The 19,513-nt window shown below is 48.7% G+C and carries 11 protein-coding genes; 2 read left to right on the plus strand and 9 right to left on the minus strand.

The features are described from left to right. Positions 1-4: 4 nt before the first annotated feature. The 4 genes from JNC77_RS12190 to gor form a co-directional block, all read right to left on the minus strand. A complete protein-coding gene (locus JNC77_RS12190) occupies positions 5-1,666 on the minus strand; it encodes an NAD+ synthase (protein ID WP_374832986.1) in 1,662 nt (553 codons plus the stop codon). A 107-nt stretch (positions 1,667-1,773) separates the two neighbouring features. Continuing rightward, positions 1,774-2,127, minus strand: a complete 354-nt coding sequence (locus tag JNC77_RS12195; RefSeq protein ID WP_374832870.1) for a diacylglycerol kinase — start codon at positions 2,125-2,127, stop codon at positions 1,774-1,776. Between the two features lie 154 nt (positions 2,128-2,281). Then, positions 2,282-3,661, minus strand: coding sequence for a class II 3-deoxy-7-phosphoheptulonate synthase (locus tag JNC77_RS12200; protein WP_374832872.1), 1,380 nt, complete (start codon positions 3,659-3,661; stop codon positions 2,282-2,284). Positions 3,662-3,830: 169 nt separating this feature from the next. Further along, positions 3,831-5,222 (minus strand): glutathione-disulfide reductase, encoded by a 1,392-nt coding sequence (gene gor / locus JNC77_RS12205; protein ID WP_374832874.1) that lies wholly within the window; start codon positions 5,220-5,222, stop codon positions 3,831-3,833. Between the two features lie 330 nt (positions 5,223-5,552). Here gor and JNC77_RS12210 point away from each other — a divergent pair, with 330 nt between their 5' ends. Beyond that, a complete protein-coding gene (locus JNC77_RS12210; RefSeq protein WP_374832876.1) occupies positions 5,553-6,050 on the plus strand; it encodes an NUDIX hydrolase in 498 nt (165 codons plus the stop codon). Between the two features lie 724 nt (positions 6,051-6,774). Then, positions 6,775-10,575 carry a vitamin B12-dependent ribonucleotide reductase gene (locus JNC77_RS12215; RefSeq protein ID WP_374832988.1) on the plus strand — a complete coding sequence of 1,267 codons (3,801 nt, stop codon included), beginning with the start codon at positions 6,775-6,777 and terminating at the stop codon, positions 10,573-10,575. A 120-nt stretch (positions 10,576-10,695) separates the two neighbouring features. On the opposite strand, the gene ilvA is transcribed toward JNC77_RS12215, so the two are convergent. From ilvA to proS, 5 genes are all read right to left on the minus strand, one after another. Beyond that, a complete protein-coding gene (gene ilvA / locus JNC77_RS12220; protein ID WP_374832878.1) occupies positions 10,696-11,952 on the minus strand; it encodes a threonine ammonia-lyase IlvA in 1,257 nt (418 codons plus the stop codon). 167 nt (positions 11,953-12,119) lie between these two features. Beyond that, positions 12,120-15,614 carry a DNA polymerase III subunit alpha gene (gene dnaE / locus JNC77_RS12225; RefSeq protein WP_374832880.1) on the minus strand — a complete coding sequence of 1,165 codons (3,495 nt, stop codon included), beginning with the start codon at positions 15,612-15,614 and terminating at the stop codon, positions 12,120-12,122. A 567-nt stretch (positions 15,615-16,181) separates the two neighbouring features. Then, positions 16,182-16,865 carry an ABC transporter ATP-binding protein gene (locus JNC77_RS12230; RefSeq protein ID WP_374832882.1) on the minus strand — a complete coding sequence of 228 codons (684 nt, stop codon included), beginning with the start codon at positions 16,863-16,865 and terminating at the stop codon, positions 16,182-16,184. Then, positions 16,865-18,178, minus strand: coding sequence for a lipoprotein-releasing ABC transporter permease subunit (locus JNC77_RS12235; RefSeq protein WP_374832884.1), 1,314 nt, complete (start codon positions 18,176-18,178; stop codon positions 16,865-16,867). The genes JNC77_RS12230 and JNC77_RS12235 overlap by 1 nt, the downstream gene beginning before the upstream one ends. After that, entirely contained in the window at positions 18,178-19,503 is a 1,326-nt protein-coding gene (proS, locus tag JNC77_RS12240) for a proline--tRNA ligase (RefSeq protein ID WP_374832886.1), read from the minus strand. The genes JNC77_RS12235 and proS overlap by 1 nt, the downstream gene beginning before the upstream one ends. Positions 19,504-19,513: the final 10 nt, after the last annotated feature.

The raw sequence follows: 19,513 nt of genomic DNA on the forward strand, positions 1-19,513 counted from the left end.
TGATTTACTTTTCTAAAATGTCTCTATAGCGATTGGTGATCGGATAACGCCGATCACGACCAAAATTTTTCGTGGTAATTTTTACCCCCGGTGCAGATTGTCGGCGTTTATATTCAGCAATATACACCAAATGCTCAATGCGTTTAACCACAGCCCGATCATGCCCGCGCGCAACGATTTCGCTTACACTCATGTCACCCTCAACGAGACATTGCAGCATGTCATCCAGTTCCGGATATGGTGGCAGGCTGTCCTGATCAGTTTGATTTTCACGCAGTTCTGCGGTTGGCACCTTGGTGATGATATTGGCCGGTATCACCTCGCCTGCATGCCCCAAGGATGTGGCAGGCACGTGCTTGTTACGCCATTCACACAAAGCATAAACGCGGGTTTTATAAACATCCTTTATCGGATTGAAACCGCCATTCATGTCGCCATAAAGGGTCGCATAGCCAACAGCCATTTCCGACTTATTACCGGTGGTCATCACCATTGAGCCAAACTTATTCGACAGCGCCATCAAAATGGTACCGCGCGCGCGGCTTTGCAGGTTTTCCTCCGTAACATCGCTTTCTGTTCCAGCAAAGAGCGGAGAAAGCGCGCTTAAGAAACCTTCAACCGGTTCGGCAATCGGCACAATATCATAACGGCAGCCCAACGCCTTGGCGCAATCGGCAGCATCTTTTAAGGATTCTTCCGTGGTATAACGATAGGGAAGCATAATACCGCGCACACGATCAGCCCCAAGCGCATCAACTGCAATGGCAGCACAAATGGCTGAATCGACACCACCGGAAAGCCCGAGGATCACATCCTTGAAACCATTTTTATTGACGTAATCGCGCAAGCCCAGCATACAAGCTGTGTAATCAGCTTCCAAATCATCCGGCAGCGTTGCAATGTTATTGCTTGTACAAACCCAGCCATCTTCGCCGCGTGCCCATTCTGTCACGGTTATTTGCTCTTCAAACTGCGGCATTTGCAATACTAGCGAGCGATCAGCATTGAAGATAAACGAGCCGCCATCATAAACCAGCTCATCTTGTCCACCAACCTGATTGGCATAAATCAGTGGCAGACCGGTCTCGATCACCTGGCGCAACACAACCTGATGACGCATTTCTAATTTATCACGCTGATAAGGCGAACCATTGGGCACCAGCAGCAGTTCTGCGCCACTTTCACACAAGGTTTCGGCCACGCCGAGATCACCCCAAATATCCTCGCAAATCGGAATACCAATGCGGATACCGCGGAAATTGACCGGCCCCGGCAGTTCACCACTGGCAAAAACGCGTTCTTCGTCAAATTCGTCGTAATTAGGCAAATCAACCTTAAACCGTTCGGCAATGATTTCGCCACCATCCAACACAACAACCGCATTATAAAGTTTGCCATCACGCAAAAGCGGCATGCCAATGATAACACCAGCGCCTTGATCGGCGGTATCTGCGGCAAGTTCTTTAACCGCCTTCTCACAAGCAGCAACAAAGCTTGGGCGCAACACCAAATCTTCCGGCGAATAGCCACTGATGAACATTTCAGTAAACAGCACAAGATCAGCACCGGCAGAGACAGCCTGTGCCCGTGCAGCACGCGCTTTTGCCAAATTTCCGGCAATATCACCTAAAACAGGATTGAGCTGTGCAATCGCAATTCGCATCATGGCAGGATTCTCATCAATGTGACTCATGAGAAAGCTTTACCCCGCGCGTGCTATGGATGCAATTGTCAGCAACCGCCATTAGCCCAAAAGACGATATGTGCCGTCTTTCAGTTCAACCAATAGGTATTGATCAACACATAGCCCCAAATGGTTGCTGCAACGATAATCGCAATCAGCACAGCCAGCGAACCGGCATCTTTGGCAACCTGAATATTCTTGTTAAAATCGGTAGTGACAGCATCGCAGGCAGCTTCTATAGCTGTATTGATTATTTCAACCAATAATACCAACAGAACGGCGCCAATAAGCACTAAAAATGTTAAAAAGCTTGGCGCCAGAAAAAACGCCACTGGTAAAGCGATCAGCAATAAAACCAATTCCTGTTGCACAGCCTTTTCATGGCGCGCCATATGGCTCAGTGCTCTGATTGAATTGATAAAGGCCAGATAAATACGACGCATTGCTCATCCGTTTTGCGAAATTCAAACTGGTCTTTAGCCGAAAGAACCCGATCAAGCCAAGTTGATAATCTGGGTTTGAAGCGAATATGTCAGGAAACCAAGATTTTTACATAGAAAAAAGGCGGAAAACTCATTTTCCGCCTTTCCAGATATTTTAAGCAGTTGCTGCTCTGGCAACCGGATTGGCGTCGCGTTCATTTTTCAGAAGCTCTGCGAGCAAGAATGCCAGTTCAATGGCCTGATCTGCATTGAGGCGCGGGTCGCAATGGGTGTGATAGCGGTCAGACAGATCATCAGCAGAAATCGCGCGCGCACCACCGGTGCATTCAGTTACATTCTTACCGGTCATTTCGATATGAATACCACCCGGATGAGTACCTTCTGCCTGATGGATGGCAAAGAAGTTTTCCACTTCTTTGAGAACACGATCAAACGGACGGGTCTTGTAACCGCCGGCACTGATTGTATTGCCATGCATCGGATCACAAGACCAAACAACCTTGCGGCCTTCACGCTCGACAGCACGGATAAGGTTCGGCAAATGGTCACCCACTTTATCATAACCAAAACGGGCAATCAGTGTCAGACGGCCAGCTTCGTTTTCCGGATTGAGAAGATCAATCAGACGCAACAAATCATCCGGCTGCAAGGAAGGCCCGCATTTCAGACCGAGCGGGTTTTTAATGCCGCGGCAATATTCGATATGGGCATGATCGGCCTGACGGGTACGGTCACCAATCCAGATCATATGGCCGGATGTGCCATACCAATCACCGGAGGTGGAATCCACACGGGTCAAAGCTTCTTCATAGCCCAAAAGCAGTGCTTCATGGCTGGTATAGAAATCAGTTTCACGAAGATTACGCTGAGCATCGGCATTAATACCAATAGCCTTCATGAAGTTCATCGTATCAGAAATACGATTAGCCAGAGCCGCATAACGCTCGCCTTGCGGGCTGTTGCCGACAAAACCAAGCATCCATTGATGTACGTTTTCCAGATTGGCATAACCGCCTTGTGCGAAAGCACGAAGCAGGTTGAGTGTCGCAGCTGACTGGCGGTATGCCATGTCCTGACGCATTGGGTCAGGGATACGCGATGCACTGTCAAAACCGATACCATTGATAATGTCGCCGCGGTATGAAGGCAGCTCAACATCATTCAATGTTTCGAAATCGGATGAACGCGGCTTGGCAAATTGACCGGCAATACGGCCAACTTTTACAACCGGCTTGGAAGCACCAAAAGTAAGCACGACAGCCATTTGCAAAAAGACGCGGAAAAAGTCACGGATATTATCCGCGCCATGTTCAGCAAAACTTTCTGCGCAATCGCCACCCTGCAATAGAAATGCACGTCCCTCGGCAACATCTGCCAACTGGTCTTTTAGCTTACGTGCTTCGCCTGCAAAAACTAAGGGTGGATAACTACGAAGACGGTTTTCGACATCAGCCAAAGCCTGTGCATCCGGATAAGACGGCACTTGCTTGATTGGCATGTTTCTCCAGGAATGTGGGGTCCAGTTCTTCGTCATGTTAACACCTGTTATAAAAATTCGTAAACTTTTACGAACTCAAGTCCTCCTTTCACGAAAGCCCGAAGCTCTTCTCCGGGCGCGCGTGATTGTGCTGATATAGTCTAAAGACACAACATATACCAGCGCAATTCGTAACAGCTTGATATTTTGAGGCGTGAGCTTTGCCTTAAATACGTTTGCCGTTTACTACCCGATAAGTCGGGCTATACATGGTAACAAACTCTTCGGCGGCTGACGGGTGTACAGCCATAGTACGATCAAAATCATCCTTTGAAGCTCCCGCTTTCAAAGCAATGCCGATGAGCTGCGCCATTTCACCGGCATCCGACCCCAAAATATGAGCGCCGAGCACTTTGCGGCTCTTACCATCCACCACCAGCTTCATCAGCATTTTATCAGCGCGCCCCGACAAAGTGTTCTTCATCGGACGGAAATGCGCGCGGTAAATTTCAACCTCTTCGTAATGCTTGATCGCCTCGTCTTCCGACATGCCCACTGTGCCGATTTCCGGCTGCGAAAAAACAACCGTCGGGATCAATTCATGATCCGGCCGTGTCGGATTGTCCTTATAGACCGTCTCAAGGAAACACATCGCTTCATGAATGGCGACAGGTGTCAGCTGAACACGGTCAGTCACATCGCCCACAGCATAAATATGTGGCTGCGTTGTGCTTGAATATTCATCAACAATCACCGCACCATGATCACCCTTGGCTAACTTCACGCCAGCTTTATCAAGGCCGACGCCCTCGCTATTGGGCAGGCGGCCAATCGCAAGCATTGCCTGATCGACACTCAGTGTTTCGCCATTAGACAATTCAACAGCCAAGCGATCACCTTCTTTGCGTACCGCATCGAAGACGGTTTCCGTCACAATGCGAATGCCTTTGGCAGTCATTGCCTCAGCCAAAAGGACACGCAGATCATGATCGAAGCGCGAAAGAATTTCTTTGCCGCGATAAACAAGCGTTGTTTCAACACCTAACCCATGGAAGATATTGGCAAATTCGACCGCAATATATCCGCCACCCGAAATCACAATGGATTTCGGCAGTTTGGCCAAATCAAAAGCTTCATCGGAGCTGATGCAATATTCATGCCCCGGCATTGATGTGTTACGGTTTACACGCCCACCGGTCGCAACCAAAATACGCTCAGCCGTCACACGCTGACCGGTGCTTTTCAGCTCAATCGTATGTGCATCAACCAGTACTGCCCGGCTTTCGAAAATATCGACTTTGGAGCCTTCCAAGCCTTTACGATAAAGACCTTCCAGACGGGTGATCTCTTTTTCCTTGGCATCCACAAGCTTGCGCCAATCAAATGTGCTTTTTCCCACGCTCCAGCCATAGCCGACAGCATCTTCAAAGCTTTCAGCAAATTGTGAGGCATAAACATAGAGTTTTTTCGGCACGCAACCGCGTATCACGCAGGTACCGCCCATGCGATATTCTTCTGCAAGACCAACCCGCTTGCCCATAGCCCCTGCCAATCGCCCTGCCCGCACACCGCCGGAACCGCCGCCGATAACAAACAGATCATAATCATAGGTCGCCATAGTCAAACTCCACATTTTTTTGCTCATTGCTGCATATATAATAATGTTGCATTCAGCAAATTACATCACCAGCCTTTTTTGTTGTCAAAACGCGGACTTCCGCCACCGCCCACCGTTATAATTTAGCCATATTAATGACTTAACTGTAATAATATCTGATTTGAAGATATTATTCTTCGATGATATTCGCATTCATTAAAAGGTCGTGATGCAATTGCATATTCATTTGCAATAGTGGAAAATTGGCCAGTCAGGTTACAGTAACGGAACGAGCAGACTATTGTTATTTTAGCGAATCGTCCCACTATAAAAATAAAGAGAATATTCGCCATGAACATATTTGCTCCCGATAGTGTGGTTACCCAAAAAAAAATAATGCTGCCAAATGGCCGCTTGCAACAAGTGGCGGCTTTGGTATGGCGCATTGAAAATGGTGAACTGCAATTGCTCACCATTACCAGCCGTGGCACAGGTCGCTGGATCATACCTAAGGGCTGGCCGCAAACAGGGCGCACTTTAGCTCGCACTGCCATGCGCGAGGCTTTTGAAGAAGCCGGCATTCGCGGCGTGATTGATCCCATCCCTGTCGGCACTTATGATTATCAAAAATATGATATGCCACCCGAAGCTATCAGCAGCTTTACAGTTGCTGTTTATGCCGTTGCTTTCACTGAACAGCTGGATAAATGGCCGGAGCGTGGCGAACGCATATTAGATTGGGTTTCGCCAGACGTGGCAGCTGATCGGGTTGAAGAGCCGGAATTGAAGAAATTGATCCTTGGTTTTGCGCCACAATTATCGCCCTCGATCACCTCAGGCGAACAATAATAACAGTAGGATTATATCAATGAAGCTGGTTGAACCAGCTTCATTTCCGGCTTTGTCTGATTTGCAAGGTCGTGGCCGCCATTTTTTATTTTCTCCCCACTATCCACATTTTTTCGATTACCTATCCACAATATCTAGTGCACGTTAGTTTAATTTAAACCAATGCTTGACCCTTGGCGCCGAGTCATCTTTATAAAGAAGTAGTTGGGTATCCAGTGATTTGCCGGGCGTATTCATCTTCCGGCCGTTCTTTCACAGACATAAATAATTTCAATCGAAAATAGGTGCCCAAAAGTGCTGTTCTCGAAATGATATTTCATGTCTGCATTTTGTCATGCAGATGAAAAACTTTCTTTGCATGAGCATAATTTGATGTAAGAACACGCTGGACACGCTACATCTTGTGTGCGTAAACTAATTAGACACAATTTGATGTAATAATCAGTGTCGAGTCATTTTCCGCATACCGTGTATGGCTTATTATGAAAACCGTTTGCAACCGCATCTGCATTCAAACGTTTTTCACAATGAGAATGCGCTTCTCTCGTTTTTTCAACGGAGAACGTTCAGCAAAATTCTATGGTTACAACTTGCAAAAGTGGTAACCGACAGCAGTTCAAAACCTTGAATTTCACAGGAAGCATTGAAGCTCCTGTATCAACCGCATGACACACAAGCCACACTATATATAGCGCTGTGGCACACAAGAAGTTGGATGGGACAGATGAAGATCGAACGTCGTTTTACCAAAGAAGGCCAGTCGGCATATGCAGAAATAGTATTTCGCACGGCCACCAGTGAGATCAAAAACCCTGATGGTTCGGTTGTGTTCCGTCTTGAAAACATCAATGTTCCGGCGCAGTTCAGTCAGGTTGCTGCCGACATTCTGGCACAAAAATATTTCCGCAAAGCCGGTGTTCCTGCCAAGCTCAAAAAAGTTGAAGAAAACTCCGTCCCTTCATGGTTGTGGCGCTCGGTTGCTGATGAAACCGCTTTGGCCCAATTGCCGGAATCAGAGCGCTACGGCTCCGAAATGGATGCTTGTCAGGTTTTCGATCGCCTGGCTGGCACATGGACCTATTGGGGCTGGAAAGGCGGCTATTTCAACTCTGAAGAAGACGCTTTGGCATTCCGTGATGAACTGGCTTACATGCTGGCAACCCAACGCGTGGCGCCAAACTCACCACAATGGTTCAACACCGGTCTGCATTGGGCTTATGGCATCGATGGTCCGGGTCAGGGTCACTATTATGTCGATTGGAAAACCGGCAAACTGACCAAGTCAAAATCCGCTTACGAACATCCGCAGCCGCATGCTTGCTTCATTCAGTCCGTTGCCGATGATCTCGTCAATGAAGGCGGTATCATGGATCTTTGGGTTCGTGAAGCACGTCTGTTCAAATATGGCTCCGGCACCGGTTCCAACTTCTCACATTTGCGCGGTGCAGGTGAAAGCCTCTCCGGCGGCGGTCGTTCATCCGGTCTGATGAGCTTCCTCAAAATCGGCGACCGTGCAGCGGGAGCGATCAAATCAGGCGGCACCACACGTCGTGCAGCCAAAATGGTTGTCGTTGATGTCGACCATCCGGATATTGAAGAATATATCGACTGGAAAGTGAAAGAAGAGCAGAAAGTTGCGGCTCTCGTCACCGGTTCCAAGATCGTCAAACAGCACCTTTCCGCCATTATGAAAGCCTGCATCAATTGCGAGGCTGACAATAATGATTGTTTTGATCCGGCCAAAAACCCTGCTTTGAAGCGCGAAATCAAGCTGGCCAAGAAAAATCATGTACCTGAAAACTATATCGGTCGCGTCATCCAGTTTGCGCGGCAGGGTTACACGGACATTCAGTTCAAGACCTACGATACGGATTGGGATTCAGAAGCTTATCTGACCGTTTCCGGTCAGAACTCCAACAACTCCGTATCCTTACAAGACGGCTTCTTGCAAGCTGTTGAAAATGACGGTGACTGGAACCTGACTGCACGCAAAGACGGCAGCACCATCAAAACCCTCAAGGCACGCGAATTGTGGGATAAAATCGGCTATGCTGCATGGGCATCGGCTGATCCGGGTCTGCATTACAACACCACAATGAATGACTGGCACACCTGCCCTGCCGAAGGTCCGATCCGCGCATCCAACCCTTGCTCGGAATATATGTTCCTTGATGATACAGCCTGTAATCTGGCTTCCATCAACTTGCTGACCTATCGTAATGCAGACGGCACATTCGACATCAATGCCTATGAACACACAGCCCGCCTGTGGACCATTGTGCTTGAAATTTCGGTAATGATGGCGCAGTTCCCGTCCAAGGAAATTGCTACCCGTTCTTATGAATATCGCACATTGGGCTTGGGCTTTGCCAATATTGGCGGGCTTTTGATGACCTCCGGTATTCCTTATGATTCAGACGAAGGTCGCGCTATTTGCGGCGCCTTGACAGCAATCATGACCGGTATTTCTTACGCAACCTCGGCTGAAATGGCGAAAGAACTGGGTGCATTCCCGTCTTATGAACCAAATGCTGAAAATATGCTGCGCGTTATCCGCAACCATCGTTTGGCAGCCCATGGCGAAACAGAAGGCTATGAAGGCCTCTCCGTCAATCCGGTTGCCCTTATTGCACAAGATTGCCCTGAACAGGCACTGATTACCCATGCACGTGCTGCTTGGGACAAAGCTTTGGAATTGGGCGAAAAACACGGCTACCGCAATGCGCAAGCCACCGTTATTGCACCAACAGGTACCATTGGTCTGGTGATGGATTGCGACACCACCGGTATTGAACCTGACTTTGCTTTGGTGAAGTTCAAAAAGCTTGCCGGCGGCGGTTACTTCAAAATCATCAACCGTGCAGTGCCGGAAGCTTTGCGCACCCTCGGCTATGCTGAAAACCAGATCGCTGAAATAGAAGCATATGCAGTCGGTCACGGCAATCTCAATCAGGCACCGGGCGTCAATCCTTCCGCCTTGCGCGCCAAAGGCTTTACCGATGAGAAGATTGCCGCGCTCAATGCAGCTTTGGCCAGCGCTTTCGACATCAAATTTGCCTTTAACAAATGGACACTCGGCGAAGATTTCTGCAAAGATGTTTTGAAGCTTACTGATGAACAACTCAATGATTTCTCCTTTGAAATCCTGCCTGCAATGGGCTTTTCCAAGAGCGATATTGAAGCCGCCAATGTTCATATTTGTGGAGCGATGACACTTGAAGGCGCGCCTTTCCTCAAGGAAGAGCACTATCCTGTTTTCGATTGCGCTAATGCTTGCGGTAAAATCGGCAAGCGTTACCTGTCGGTTGAAAGTCACATCCGCATGATGGCTGCCGCCCAGCCTTTCATCTCCGGTGCGATTTCCAAAACCATCAACATGCCGAATGAAGCAACCGTGGAAGATTGCAAGAATGCTTACATGCTTTCATGGAAGCTGGCATTGAAAGCCAACGCGCTTTACCGTGATGGTTCCAAGCTGTCACAGCCATTGAATGCATCGCTGATTGCAGATGAAGACGACGAAGATGATGCACTGGAAAACCTGATTGAAGCACCGGCAGCAGCACGTGCTGTTCAGGTCACAGAACGCATCATTGAAAAAGTAGTCGAAAAGGTTGTGCATCAACGCGATAAAATGCCGAACCGCCGTCAGGGTTACACCCAGAAGGCGCTGGTTGGCGGCCATAAGGTTTACCTGCGCACCGGTGAATTTGGTGATGGTCGTTTGGGTGAAATCTTTATAGATATGCATAAAGAAGGTGCAGCCTTCCGTGCAATGATGAATAATTTTGCCATCGCAGTTTCGCTCGGCCTGCAATATGGCGTACCGCTTGAAGAATATGTGGAAGCTTTCACTTTCACCAAATTCGAGCCTGCCGGTATTGTTCAGGGCAATGATGCGATTAAAAACGCAACATCCATTCTCGATTACCTGTTCCGTGAACTGGCGGTTTCCTATCTCGGACGCCATGATCTGGCGCATGTTGATACATCAGATTTTGGCAATACCGCTTTGGGCAAAGGCATCAAAGAAGGTAAAACCAATCTGCTGGCCACCGGCTGGACACGCGGTTACAAGCCCACACTGGTGAGCGGTGACAGCAATCCATCGGGTGCCAAAGGTTCGGCTGGCACACAGACAACCCAGACTTCAAATGTAACAACGCTGAAAACCACCACGACAACCGCCTCTGCAACGTCGCGCACGACAACAGTAGGTCTGGTCAGTGATGGTGCTACAGCTTTCAAGCGTGACTATGAAGAACACGCAATTCCGGCCGTTGAAACTACACCGGAACAGCCGTCAGCAACAGAACTGTTCTCCGATAAAGCAGCGGCTGATGCTGCGGCTGCAAAAGCTGAAAGTGTAAGCTCGGCCAAGAAACTGGAAGCTGACCGCCGGATGAAATCCATGATGCAGGGCTATACCGGTGACAGCTGTACCGAGTGCCAGAATTTCACCATGGTTCGCAACGGCACCTGCCTGAAATGCGACACTTGCGGCGCGACGAGCGGTTGCAGCTAATAGGTTTAGCTTAAAAACACAAAAACCGGCTGATGCAAATCAGCCGGTTTTTTATTGCTCAATAAAAAGCGCACCGTGATTTTAAAACCACGATGCGTTTAAACTTAATGACTTCGTTCCTTAGATAATGAAATCAGACAGAACCTGATTGTCGGTAATATCTTGATAAGCCCAACCAGAGGCATCGAATTTCTCAACCAGCCTGTCGAAATTTTCGGTATCTTTGGTTTCGATACCAATCAACACCGAACCAAAGTTACGCGCAGATTTTTTCAAATATTCAAAACGCGCCACGTCATCATCAGGCCCAAGCAGATCCAAAAATGTACGCAAAGCGCCCGGACGTTGCGGAAAACGGAAGATGAAATATTTCTTCAACCCTTTGTAGCGCATAGCGCGTTCGCGCACATCCGGCAGGCGTTCAAAGTCAAAATTACCGCCTGAAACGACAATGACGATCTTTTTGCCGCGAAGCTCTGCCTTATCAAAACCTTTCAGCGCATCAATGCCGAGCGCGCCTGCCGGCTCTAGCACCACACCTTCCACATTGAGCATTTCAATCATGGTGGCGCATAACCGGTTTTCCGGCACAGTCATCACCTGATCAACGCTAAACTGCTGCAAATATTTGAAGTTTTCTGCACCCAGTTCTGCAACGGCCGCACCATCAACAAAATTATCAACCTTTTTAAGCTTGATGCGTTCACCCGCAATCAAGCTTGCTTTGAGGCTTGAGGCACCATCAGGCTCAACGAAATAAAATTCCGTCGGCCAACCAAGATCGCGCAAATAATGGGTCACACCGGCAGACAAACCACCGCCACCAACAGGCAGCAGCACCATATCCGGTCTGGTGCCTTCGGGCAGTTGTGCCGCAATTTCATAAGCCACACTTGCTTGTCCTTCGATGATGGCAGCATCATCAAATGGCGGCACCATCACGCCGTTATTTTCACGCGCATAGGCTTGCGAAGCTGCATAACATTCATCAAAAATGTCGCCAACCAATACGATATTGATAAATTCTCCACCAAAAGTGCGCGTTTTATCAATCTTCTGCTGTGGTGTCGTCACCGGCATGAAAACCACGCCCTTGCGGCCAAAATGGCGGCAAACAAAAGCAAAACCCTGTGCATGATTGCCAGCAGAGGCACATACAAAAACCGCGCTTTCATCCACCTTATTGAGAGCAGCACTAATGAAATTAAATGCGCCGCGAATCTTGTAAGAACGAACCGGTGTTAAATCTTCACGCTTGAGCCAAATTTCCGCGCCATATTTTTTCGACAAGAAATCATTTAGCTGTAACGGGGTTTCCGGAAACAATGCACGCATCGCTTCCACTGCTTGGGAGACAGATTGTGTGAAGGCAGACATTTAAAAAATCATTTTCTGTTTATGACAAGATGCCACAGTCATAGTACCTTCTGGTACATTTTCCAATAATTAAAGCATGTTTCGCAAAACTTTGAATGCGTTTTGCGAAATATATGCAAATTTGAATTGAGTTTCAAACTGTTACAAAGCGATAAACCGACTTTCAACTAGTGAATCAACTCAACATCTACTACGCCTTGAATTGACTTCATCGCACTGGCAACCTGCGGGCTCACCCGATAACGATGCGGCAATTCGATTTCAATTTCACGCTGACCGTCTTCTTTGATGACAATGAAACTTACCTGCCCGTCCCCACGGGTGTTGAAATGTGGCTGAATATGTTTAAGCGCTTCGGCACTACGTAAATAGAGACGCAATGCTTTTTGCATCCGGCACGCTTCGTCTTCCAACGAAACCACTGTTTGAATGCGCAAGCCCACGCCTTCCGGCCGGTCTTCCGCGGCCACCGTAATCACCACAGATTTACCGGTTTCGAGCAAATCGCGATATTGTGCCAAACCTTCAGAAAACAGCACCGCCTCATATTGCCCGGAGGCATCCGACAAGGCCACAATACCCATCTTGTTGCCGGTGCGGGTTTTACGCTCCTGCTTGGTGGTAATGGTACCTGCAAGCCGTCCGGCATTGGCACCCTTTTTGACAGCCGCCGAGAAATCAGCCCAGTTTTGGACGCGCATTCTGGCCAGCACTTCGTTATATTCATCAAGCGGATGCGCCGACAAATAAAAGCCTACCGCCTGAAACTCACGATGCAATTTTTCAGCCGGCAGCCAAGGGGCAGCAGAAGGCAATTGCAATTTTTCTTTTGGTGCGCCACTCAGTCCAAAAATATCCGACTGGCCACTTAAAGCATTTTCTTGTGTGCGCTGTGCATAGCCGGTCACGCGATCCATACCGGCACTTAAAGCAGCGCGATCATGACCAAAACAATCCAACGCTCCGGCATTGATCAAGCTTTCCCAAACGCGGCGATTGACCAGTTTCGGATCAATCCGCTCGCAGAAATCTTCCAAGTCTTCAAATGGTTTATCACCGCGCACTTCGGCAATGTGATCAACCGCTGCCTCACCAACACCTTTAATTGCAGCGAGTGAATAAAAAATTTTATTTTCGCCCACTTCAAACGGACGATATGATGTCTGCACCGATGGCAGCACCACCTCGATGCCAAGGCGCTTTGCTTCACGGCGGAAATCGTTGAGCTTGTCCGTATTGGACATATCATAAGTCATCGAAGCAGCGAGAAACTCAACCGGATGATGCGCCTTCATATAGGCTGTTTGATACGACACAATCGCATAAGCAGCCGCGTGCGATTTGTTAAAACCATAATCGGCAAATTTAGCAAGAAGATCAAAAATCGTATTGGCCTGCGCCTTGCCAACGCCGCCTTCCATCGCACCATCCACGAAACGGACGCGCTGCTTGTCCATTTCCTCACGTATTTTCTTACCCATCGCACGGCGCAGCAAATCCGCTTCACCGAGCGAATAGCCCGACAGAACCTGCGCGATCTGCATCACCTGCTCCTGATAAACGATAACGCCCTGCGTTTCTTTTACCAGATAGTCAATTTTCGGATGGATAGAGGCGATTTCTTCTTCGCCATGTTTGCGCGCATTATAGGTCGGAATATTTTCCATGGGCCCCGGACGGTAAAGCGCCACAAGCGCAATCACATCCTCGATACGGTCAGGGCGCATACCAATCAGCGCCTTACGCATCCCCGCACTTTCCACCTGAAATACGCCAACCGTTTCACCAAGCGAAAGCATGTCATAAGTCGGCTTGTCATCAAGCGGCAGGTGAGACAAATCAATCTCGATGCCTTTGCGCGCCACCAGTTTGACCGCTGTTTCCAAAACGGTCAGGGTTTTCAGCCCCAAGAAGTCGAACTTAACGAGACCGGCCTGCTCCACCCATTTCATGTTGAACTGGGTGACCGGCATATCGGAACGTGGATCGCGATACATCGGCACCAGCTCGGAAAGCGGGCGGTCACCAATCACAATACCGGCAGCGTGGGTGGAAGCGTGGCGATAAAGCCCTTCCAGTTTGAGCGACATATCAAGCAAACGGCCAACAACCGGTTCCTGCTCACGCTCTTCGTTGATTTTTGGCTCGGTTTCAATCGCCTGCCCCAGCGAAACCGGATTGGCAGGATTGGACGGCACCAATTTACATAGGCGGTCAACCTGACCATATGGCATTTCCAGCACACGTCCAACGTCGCGCAACACCGCGCGCGCCTGAAGTGTTCCGAAAGTAATGATCTGCGCTACCTGCTCGCGGCCATATTTGCGTTGCACATAACGGATGACCTCTTCGCGCCGATCCTGACAAAAGTCGATATCAAAGTCCGGCATCGACACACGATCTGGATTAAGAAAGCGCTCAAAAAGCAAGGAAAAACGTAACGGATCAACGTCGGTAATGGTGAGCGCATAAGCTACCAAAGACCCCGCACCCGAACCACGACCCGGCCCCACCGGAATGCCTTGTGATTTTGCCCATTTGATAAAGTCGGCAACAATCAGGAAGTAGCCCGGAAACTTCATCCGCTGGATGATGCCGATTTCATATTCCAAGCGCTCGTCATAGTCTTTTTCACTATAACCTTCAGCAAGACCTGCCGTTTTAAGACGGAATTTCAAGCCTTCGCGTGCTTGACGCGCGAGTTCATCGGCTTCTGCCTGCAAAGCTTGTTCGGGGTCATCAGACTCACCCGTAAAGCGCGGCAAAATCGGTGCACGCGTCTGCGTAAAATAGGAGCAGCGCTGCGCAATCTCGATGGTATTTTCAATCGCTTCCGGCAAATCAACAAAAAGTTTTGCCATTTCACCCTGCGATTTCAAATAATTATCCGCAGTCAACCGGCGGCGATCATCATTGGAAATGATCTGCCCTTCAGCAATAGCCAGCAAAGCATCATGCGCTTCAAAATCTTCCGATTTTAAGAAAAAAGCTTCGTTTGTTGCCACGAGAGGCAATTCGTATTTATAAGCAAGCGCAACAGTTTTGGCTTCCAAAACTTTGTCATAATTGGCAAATCTTTGTAGCTCGACATAAAGCCGGTTGCCGAAATGCTCTTTCAGGAAAGCCAAACGCTGCTCGGCTCTCTCTTCACGATCCGCACTGATCGATTTGCCGATTGGCCCCAATGGGCCGCCGGTGAGCAGGATAATGCCCTCAGATAGTTCTGCCAACCATTCCGAGCGGATATGTACCGGATCGCCATCAGCGGTTTCCAGATATGACCGGCTGACAAGGCGCACCATATTGGCATAGCCTTCTTCAGTACTGGCATAAAGAACGACAGGCGCCAGATCCAACACATCACGACGGTTCGCAGTACGGCTATTTTCAACATGATCGCCGAAGCAAATATCAAGCTGGCAACCGATAATCGGCTGCACACCATCTTTGGAGGCTTTTTGCGCAAATTCAAGCGCACCAAAGAGGTTATTTGTATCGGTTACCGCAATCGCCGGTGCATCATCGGCAATCGCATGTTTGATAATTTTTCCAATCTGCAATGCACCTTCAAGCAGCGAATAAGCAGAGTGGACACGTAAATGCACAAATTTTGGTGCCTGAGCATTGATTACAGCTGGCAGATCATGATGTGCATCAGTCATATATATATTCCCGGATCTTCATTGAAGCAGCAAAATATCACGCTTTGCAATTGCTTCATCAGTCATTTGACGCACCCTATCACGAGCACTTTTAAAAAGGCAGAGAAATCGCATCTTAATGACGACTCTGCCTCCAACCTGACAATGACTGTCGGGGAATAAATATTGAAAGTCCAGCCTCATCAATCATGAGAACGCTATCAGATTAAGCGATCCCATTTTATCAACAGACGGACAGTTTAGCCGAGACTATATTGCGCTGATCCAAATTGCGAATGTCGCAATGAACAGACTGACAGAAATAAAAGACATCACATCCTGAATAAGATCCGTCATCGGGAAACTCCATTGTTTGTTCTCTTATGTTTTTAATTTGTTCCATTATTGTTCCAAAGTCAAGCACTTTGTACCATGTATGTTCTACTCATAGTTTATGATTTATGAAATTTTCTCTGAAAGCATTATGGTGGGAAAAGAGCGTTTTATAGCTGCAAACCATGACAGGCATAAAAAAAGAGGGCTTAAAAGCCCTCTTCAGTTTGCCAAAAATATAAGTAAAATAATGGCTTAAACGTCGATGACTTTGCCATCCTGCAAGGTCACACGGCGATCCATCCGGCGTGCCAGTTCATGGTTATGTGTGGCAATCAATGCAGACAAACCTGACTGACGCACCAATGCTTCCAGCGCCTCAAACACATAAGATGATGTATGCGGATCAAGATTGCCGGTTGGCTCATCTGCCAGCAGAACAAGCGGCGCATTGGCAACGGCACGGGCAATCGCCACACGTTGCTGTTCACCACCCGACAATTCAGCCGGACGATGCGATGCACGTTTACCGACTTTCATATAATCCAGAAGCTGTTGCGCACGACTTTCTGCTGCTGCCTTTGGCAAACCACGGATCAATTGCGGCATCATCACATTTTCAAGTGCTGAAAATTCCGGCAGCAAATGATGGAATTGATAAACAAAGCCAATGTCATTACGGCGAATGGCCGTACGCTCACCCTCGCCCAATTCGCTGCAGGAGCGGCCATTGAGAAACACATCACCATGATCGGGACGTTCCAGCAAGCCTGCCGTGTGTAAAAGTGTGGATTTACCTGCACCCGATGGCGCAACGAGTGCCACCATCTCCCCGCGTTTCAGACTAAATTCAGCATCTTTCAAAATGACCAGTTCACGGTCAATTTCTTTATAGGCACGACTGACACCGGAAAGGCGTAAAATCGGTTCCGCAGCCATTATTCGTACCTCAGAGCTTCAACAGGATCGAGCTTGGCAGCGCGCCATGCCGGAAAAATGGTTGCGATGAAAGACAATACCAGTGCCATGATAATGACCGTGAGCGTTTCGCCCAAATCCATCTTGGCCGGAAGCTGGCTCAAGAAGTAAAGCTCCGGGCTGAACAATGTGGTGCCGGAGATCCATGAGAAAAACTGGCGGATCGATTCCACATTCAATGTAACAACCACACCGAGAATCACACCAGCCAATGTGCCGGTAAAGCCGATAGCAGCGCCGGTCATCAGGAAAATGCGCATCACGGAACCGCGGGTAGCACCCATAGTGCGTAAAATTGCAATATCGCGCCCTTTATCCTTCACCAGCATGATGAGGCCGGAAATAATATTCAAGGCTGCCACCAATACGATCAATGTCAGAATCATGAACATCACATTGCGTTCAACCTGAAGGGCTGAAAAGAAGGTCTGGTTGCGCTGTCGCCAATCGGTCAACAGCAGCTGCCTTGCTGCCACTTCTTCCACCGGCCCTTTTAATTCGTCAACTTTATCCGGATTATCGATAAAGATTTCCAAGGATTGTACACGACCTTCCTGATTGAAGAAAAGCTGTGCTTCATTCAAGGGCATCAAGACAATCGAGGCATCATATTCCGACATGCCGATTTCAAAAATCGCAGCTATATCATAAGATTTCACGCGCGGGTTCACACCAAAAGGTGTCACATCCCCGTCAGGCGATATCACCTTGAGACTGTCGCCAATGGTCAGCCCCAGATTTTGCGCCATACGCGTACCGATAGCCACACTGCCACCGTCATCAAAGCCTTGCAAAGTACCCTGACGGATATTTTCAGCAACCAGTTCCAGCTTATCAATATCTTCTTCACGAAGACCGCGCACCAAAGCACCGGTTCCGGCACCAATATTGCCCTGCACCAGTGCCTGCCCTTCCACTACAGGAATGGCAAAGGTAACCCCTTTGATATCATCCACACGCTTGATCAGATCAGCATAATCTTCCAGTGGCTGATCTATTGGCTGCATGATCAAATGACCATTGATACCGAGAATACGGGTCATCAATTCGCTTCGAAAACCATTCATGACCGCCATAACGATAATGAGGGTCGCCACCCCCAGCATGATGCCGGTGAAAGAAAAACCGGCAATCACCGAGATGAAAGTCTCGCGGCGGCGCGCTCGCAAATAGCGCCAAGCGATCATGCGTTCAAACACCGAAAACGGTTTCGAATCCAAACTGGATGCTTTTTTCTCGACGCGTTTGGCAGAAGCTGCCGCCGTTTTTGTCATTATCGGCCTGCCAGGAAATTAATCGCTGCTTCAACGGAAAGGGTCTGTCTTTCGCCGGTTGCACGGGTTTTAATTTCAACTTCACCATTGGCAACACTGCGCGGGCCTGCAATCACCTGATACGGCAAGCCAATCAAATCCATGGTTGCAAATTTCACGCCTGCACGCTCGTCGCGGTCATCCAACAACGGATCAAGACCGGCATTGATCAATGCTTCGTAAATCTTGGAAGAAGCGGCATCACAAGCCTCGTCACCCGGCTTCATGTTGACAATACCAACATCAAACGGAGCGATAGCTTTTGGCCAGATGATACCATCATCATCATGCGAGGCTTCAATGGTCGCAGCGACAACACGTGACGGACCGATACCATAAGAACCCATCGAAACCAGATGTTCTTTACCATCAGGGCCTTGAACCTTAGCGCCCATTGGCTCGGAATACTTGGTACCGAAATGGAAGATATGGCCAACTTCGATACCGCGTGCAGCTACCTGTTTGCCAGCTTCCACTTTTGCCCAATCAGCTTCGTCATGCATTTCTTCGGTGGCCGCATATGGTGTCGTCCACTTATCAACAATGGCTGCCATTGCTGCATCATCAAAGAAGTTGATGTCGGCGCCCGGCACTTCCAGATCAAGATAGGCGCGATCACAGAAAACCTGACTTTCGCCGGTTTCAGCCAGAATAATGAATTCATGGCTAAGATCACCGCCGATAGGGCCGGTGTCAGCGCGCATCGGCACAACCTGCACACCAATGCGGGAGAATGTGCGCAAATAGGATACAAACATACGATAATAAGCCGCTTTTGCGCCTTCGTAGTCGATATCGAAAGAATAAGCATCCTTCATCAGGAATTCGCGTGAGCGCATTACACCAAAACGCGGGCGCACCTCGTCGCGGAACTTCCACTGAATGTGATAAAGATTAAGCGGTAAATCTTTATATGAACGCACATAAGAGCGGAAAATGTCGGTGACCATTTCTTCATTGGTCGGGCCAAAGAGCATTTCCCGTTCAGAGCGGTCCTTAATGCGCAGCATTTCCTTGCCGTAAGCGTCATAGCGACCACTTTCACGCCAAAGATCAGCAGACTGGATGGTCGGCATCAAAATTTCATTACCGCCGGCGCGGTTCTGCTCTTCGCGGATAATCGCATTAACTTTGTTAAGGACTTTCAAACCCAGAGGCAACCAGGCATAGATACCGGCAGACTGCTGACGGATCATACCAGCGCGCAGCATCAAACGGTGCGAGACGATTTCCGCCTCTTTAGGTGTTTCCTTAAGAATGGGCAAAAAGAACTGCGAAAGACGCATTAAAACCACC

It is taken from the genome of Paenochrobactrum pullorum, assembly GCF_041929845.1.
GTDB lineage: Bacteria > Pseudomonadota > Alphaproteobacteria > Rhizobiales > Rhizobiaceae > Paenochrobactrum > Paenochrobactrum pullorum.

What these genes read in the sequence shown, in the direction of transcription:
- JNC77_RS12190 (WP_374832986.1), bottom strand. Translation starts at nt 1,666, where the DNA reads ATGATGCGAATTGCGATTGCACAGCTCAATCCTGTTTTAGGTGATATT.
- JNC77_RS12195 (WP_374832870.1), bottom strand. Translation starts at nt 2,127, where the DNA reads ATGCGTCGTATTTATCTGGCCTTTATCAATTCAATCAGAGCACTGAGC.
- JNC77_RS12200 (WP_374832872.1), bottom strand. Translation starts at nt 3,661, where the DNA reads ATGACGAAGAACTGGACCCCACATTCCTGGAGAAACATGCCAATCAAG.
- gor (WP_374832874.1), bottom strand. Translation starts at nt 5,222, where the DNA reads ATGGCGACCTATGATTATGATCTGTTTGTTATCGGCGGCGGTTCCGGC.
- JNC77_RS12210 (WP_374832876.1), top strand. Translation starts at nt 5,553, where the DNA reads ATGAACATATTTGCTCCCGATAGTGTGGTTACCCAAAAAAAAATAATG.
- JNC77_RS12215 (WP_374832988.1), top strand. Translation starts at nt 6,775, where the DNA reads ATGAAGATCGAACGTCGTTTTACCAAAGAAGGCCAGTCGGCATATGCA.
- ilvA (WP_374832878.1), bottom strand. Translation starts at nt 11,952, where the DNA reads ATGTCTGCCTTCACACAATCTGTCTCCCAAGCAGTGGAAGCGATGCGT.
- dnaE (WP_374832880.1), bottom strand. Translation starts at nt 15,614, where the DNA reads ATGACTGATGCACATCATGATCTGCCAGCTGTAATCAATGCTCAGGCA.
- JNC77_RS12230 (WP_374832882.1), bottom strand. Translation starts at nt 16,865, where the DNA reads ATGGCTGCGGAACCGATTTTACGCCTTTCCGGTGTCAGTCGTGCCTAT.
- JNC77_RS12235 (WP_374832884.1), bottom strand. Translation starts at nt 18,178, where the DNA reads ATGACAAAAACGGCGGCAGCTTCTGCCAAACGCGTCGAGAAAAAAGCA.
- proS (WP_374832886.1), bottom strand. Translation starts at nt 19,503, where the DNA reads ATGCGTCTTTCGCAGTTCTTTTTGCCCATTCTTAAGGAAACACCTAAA.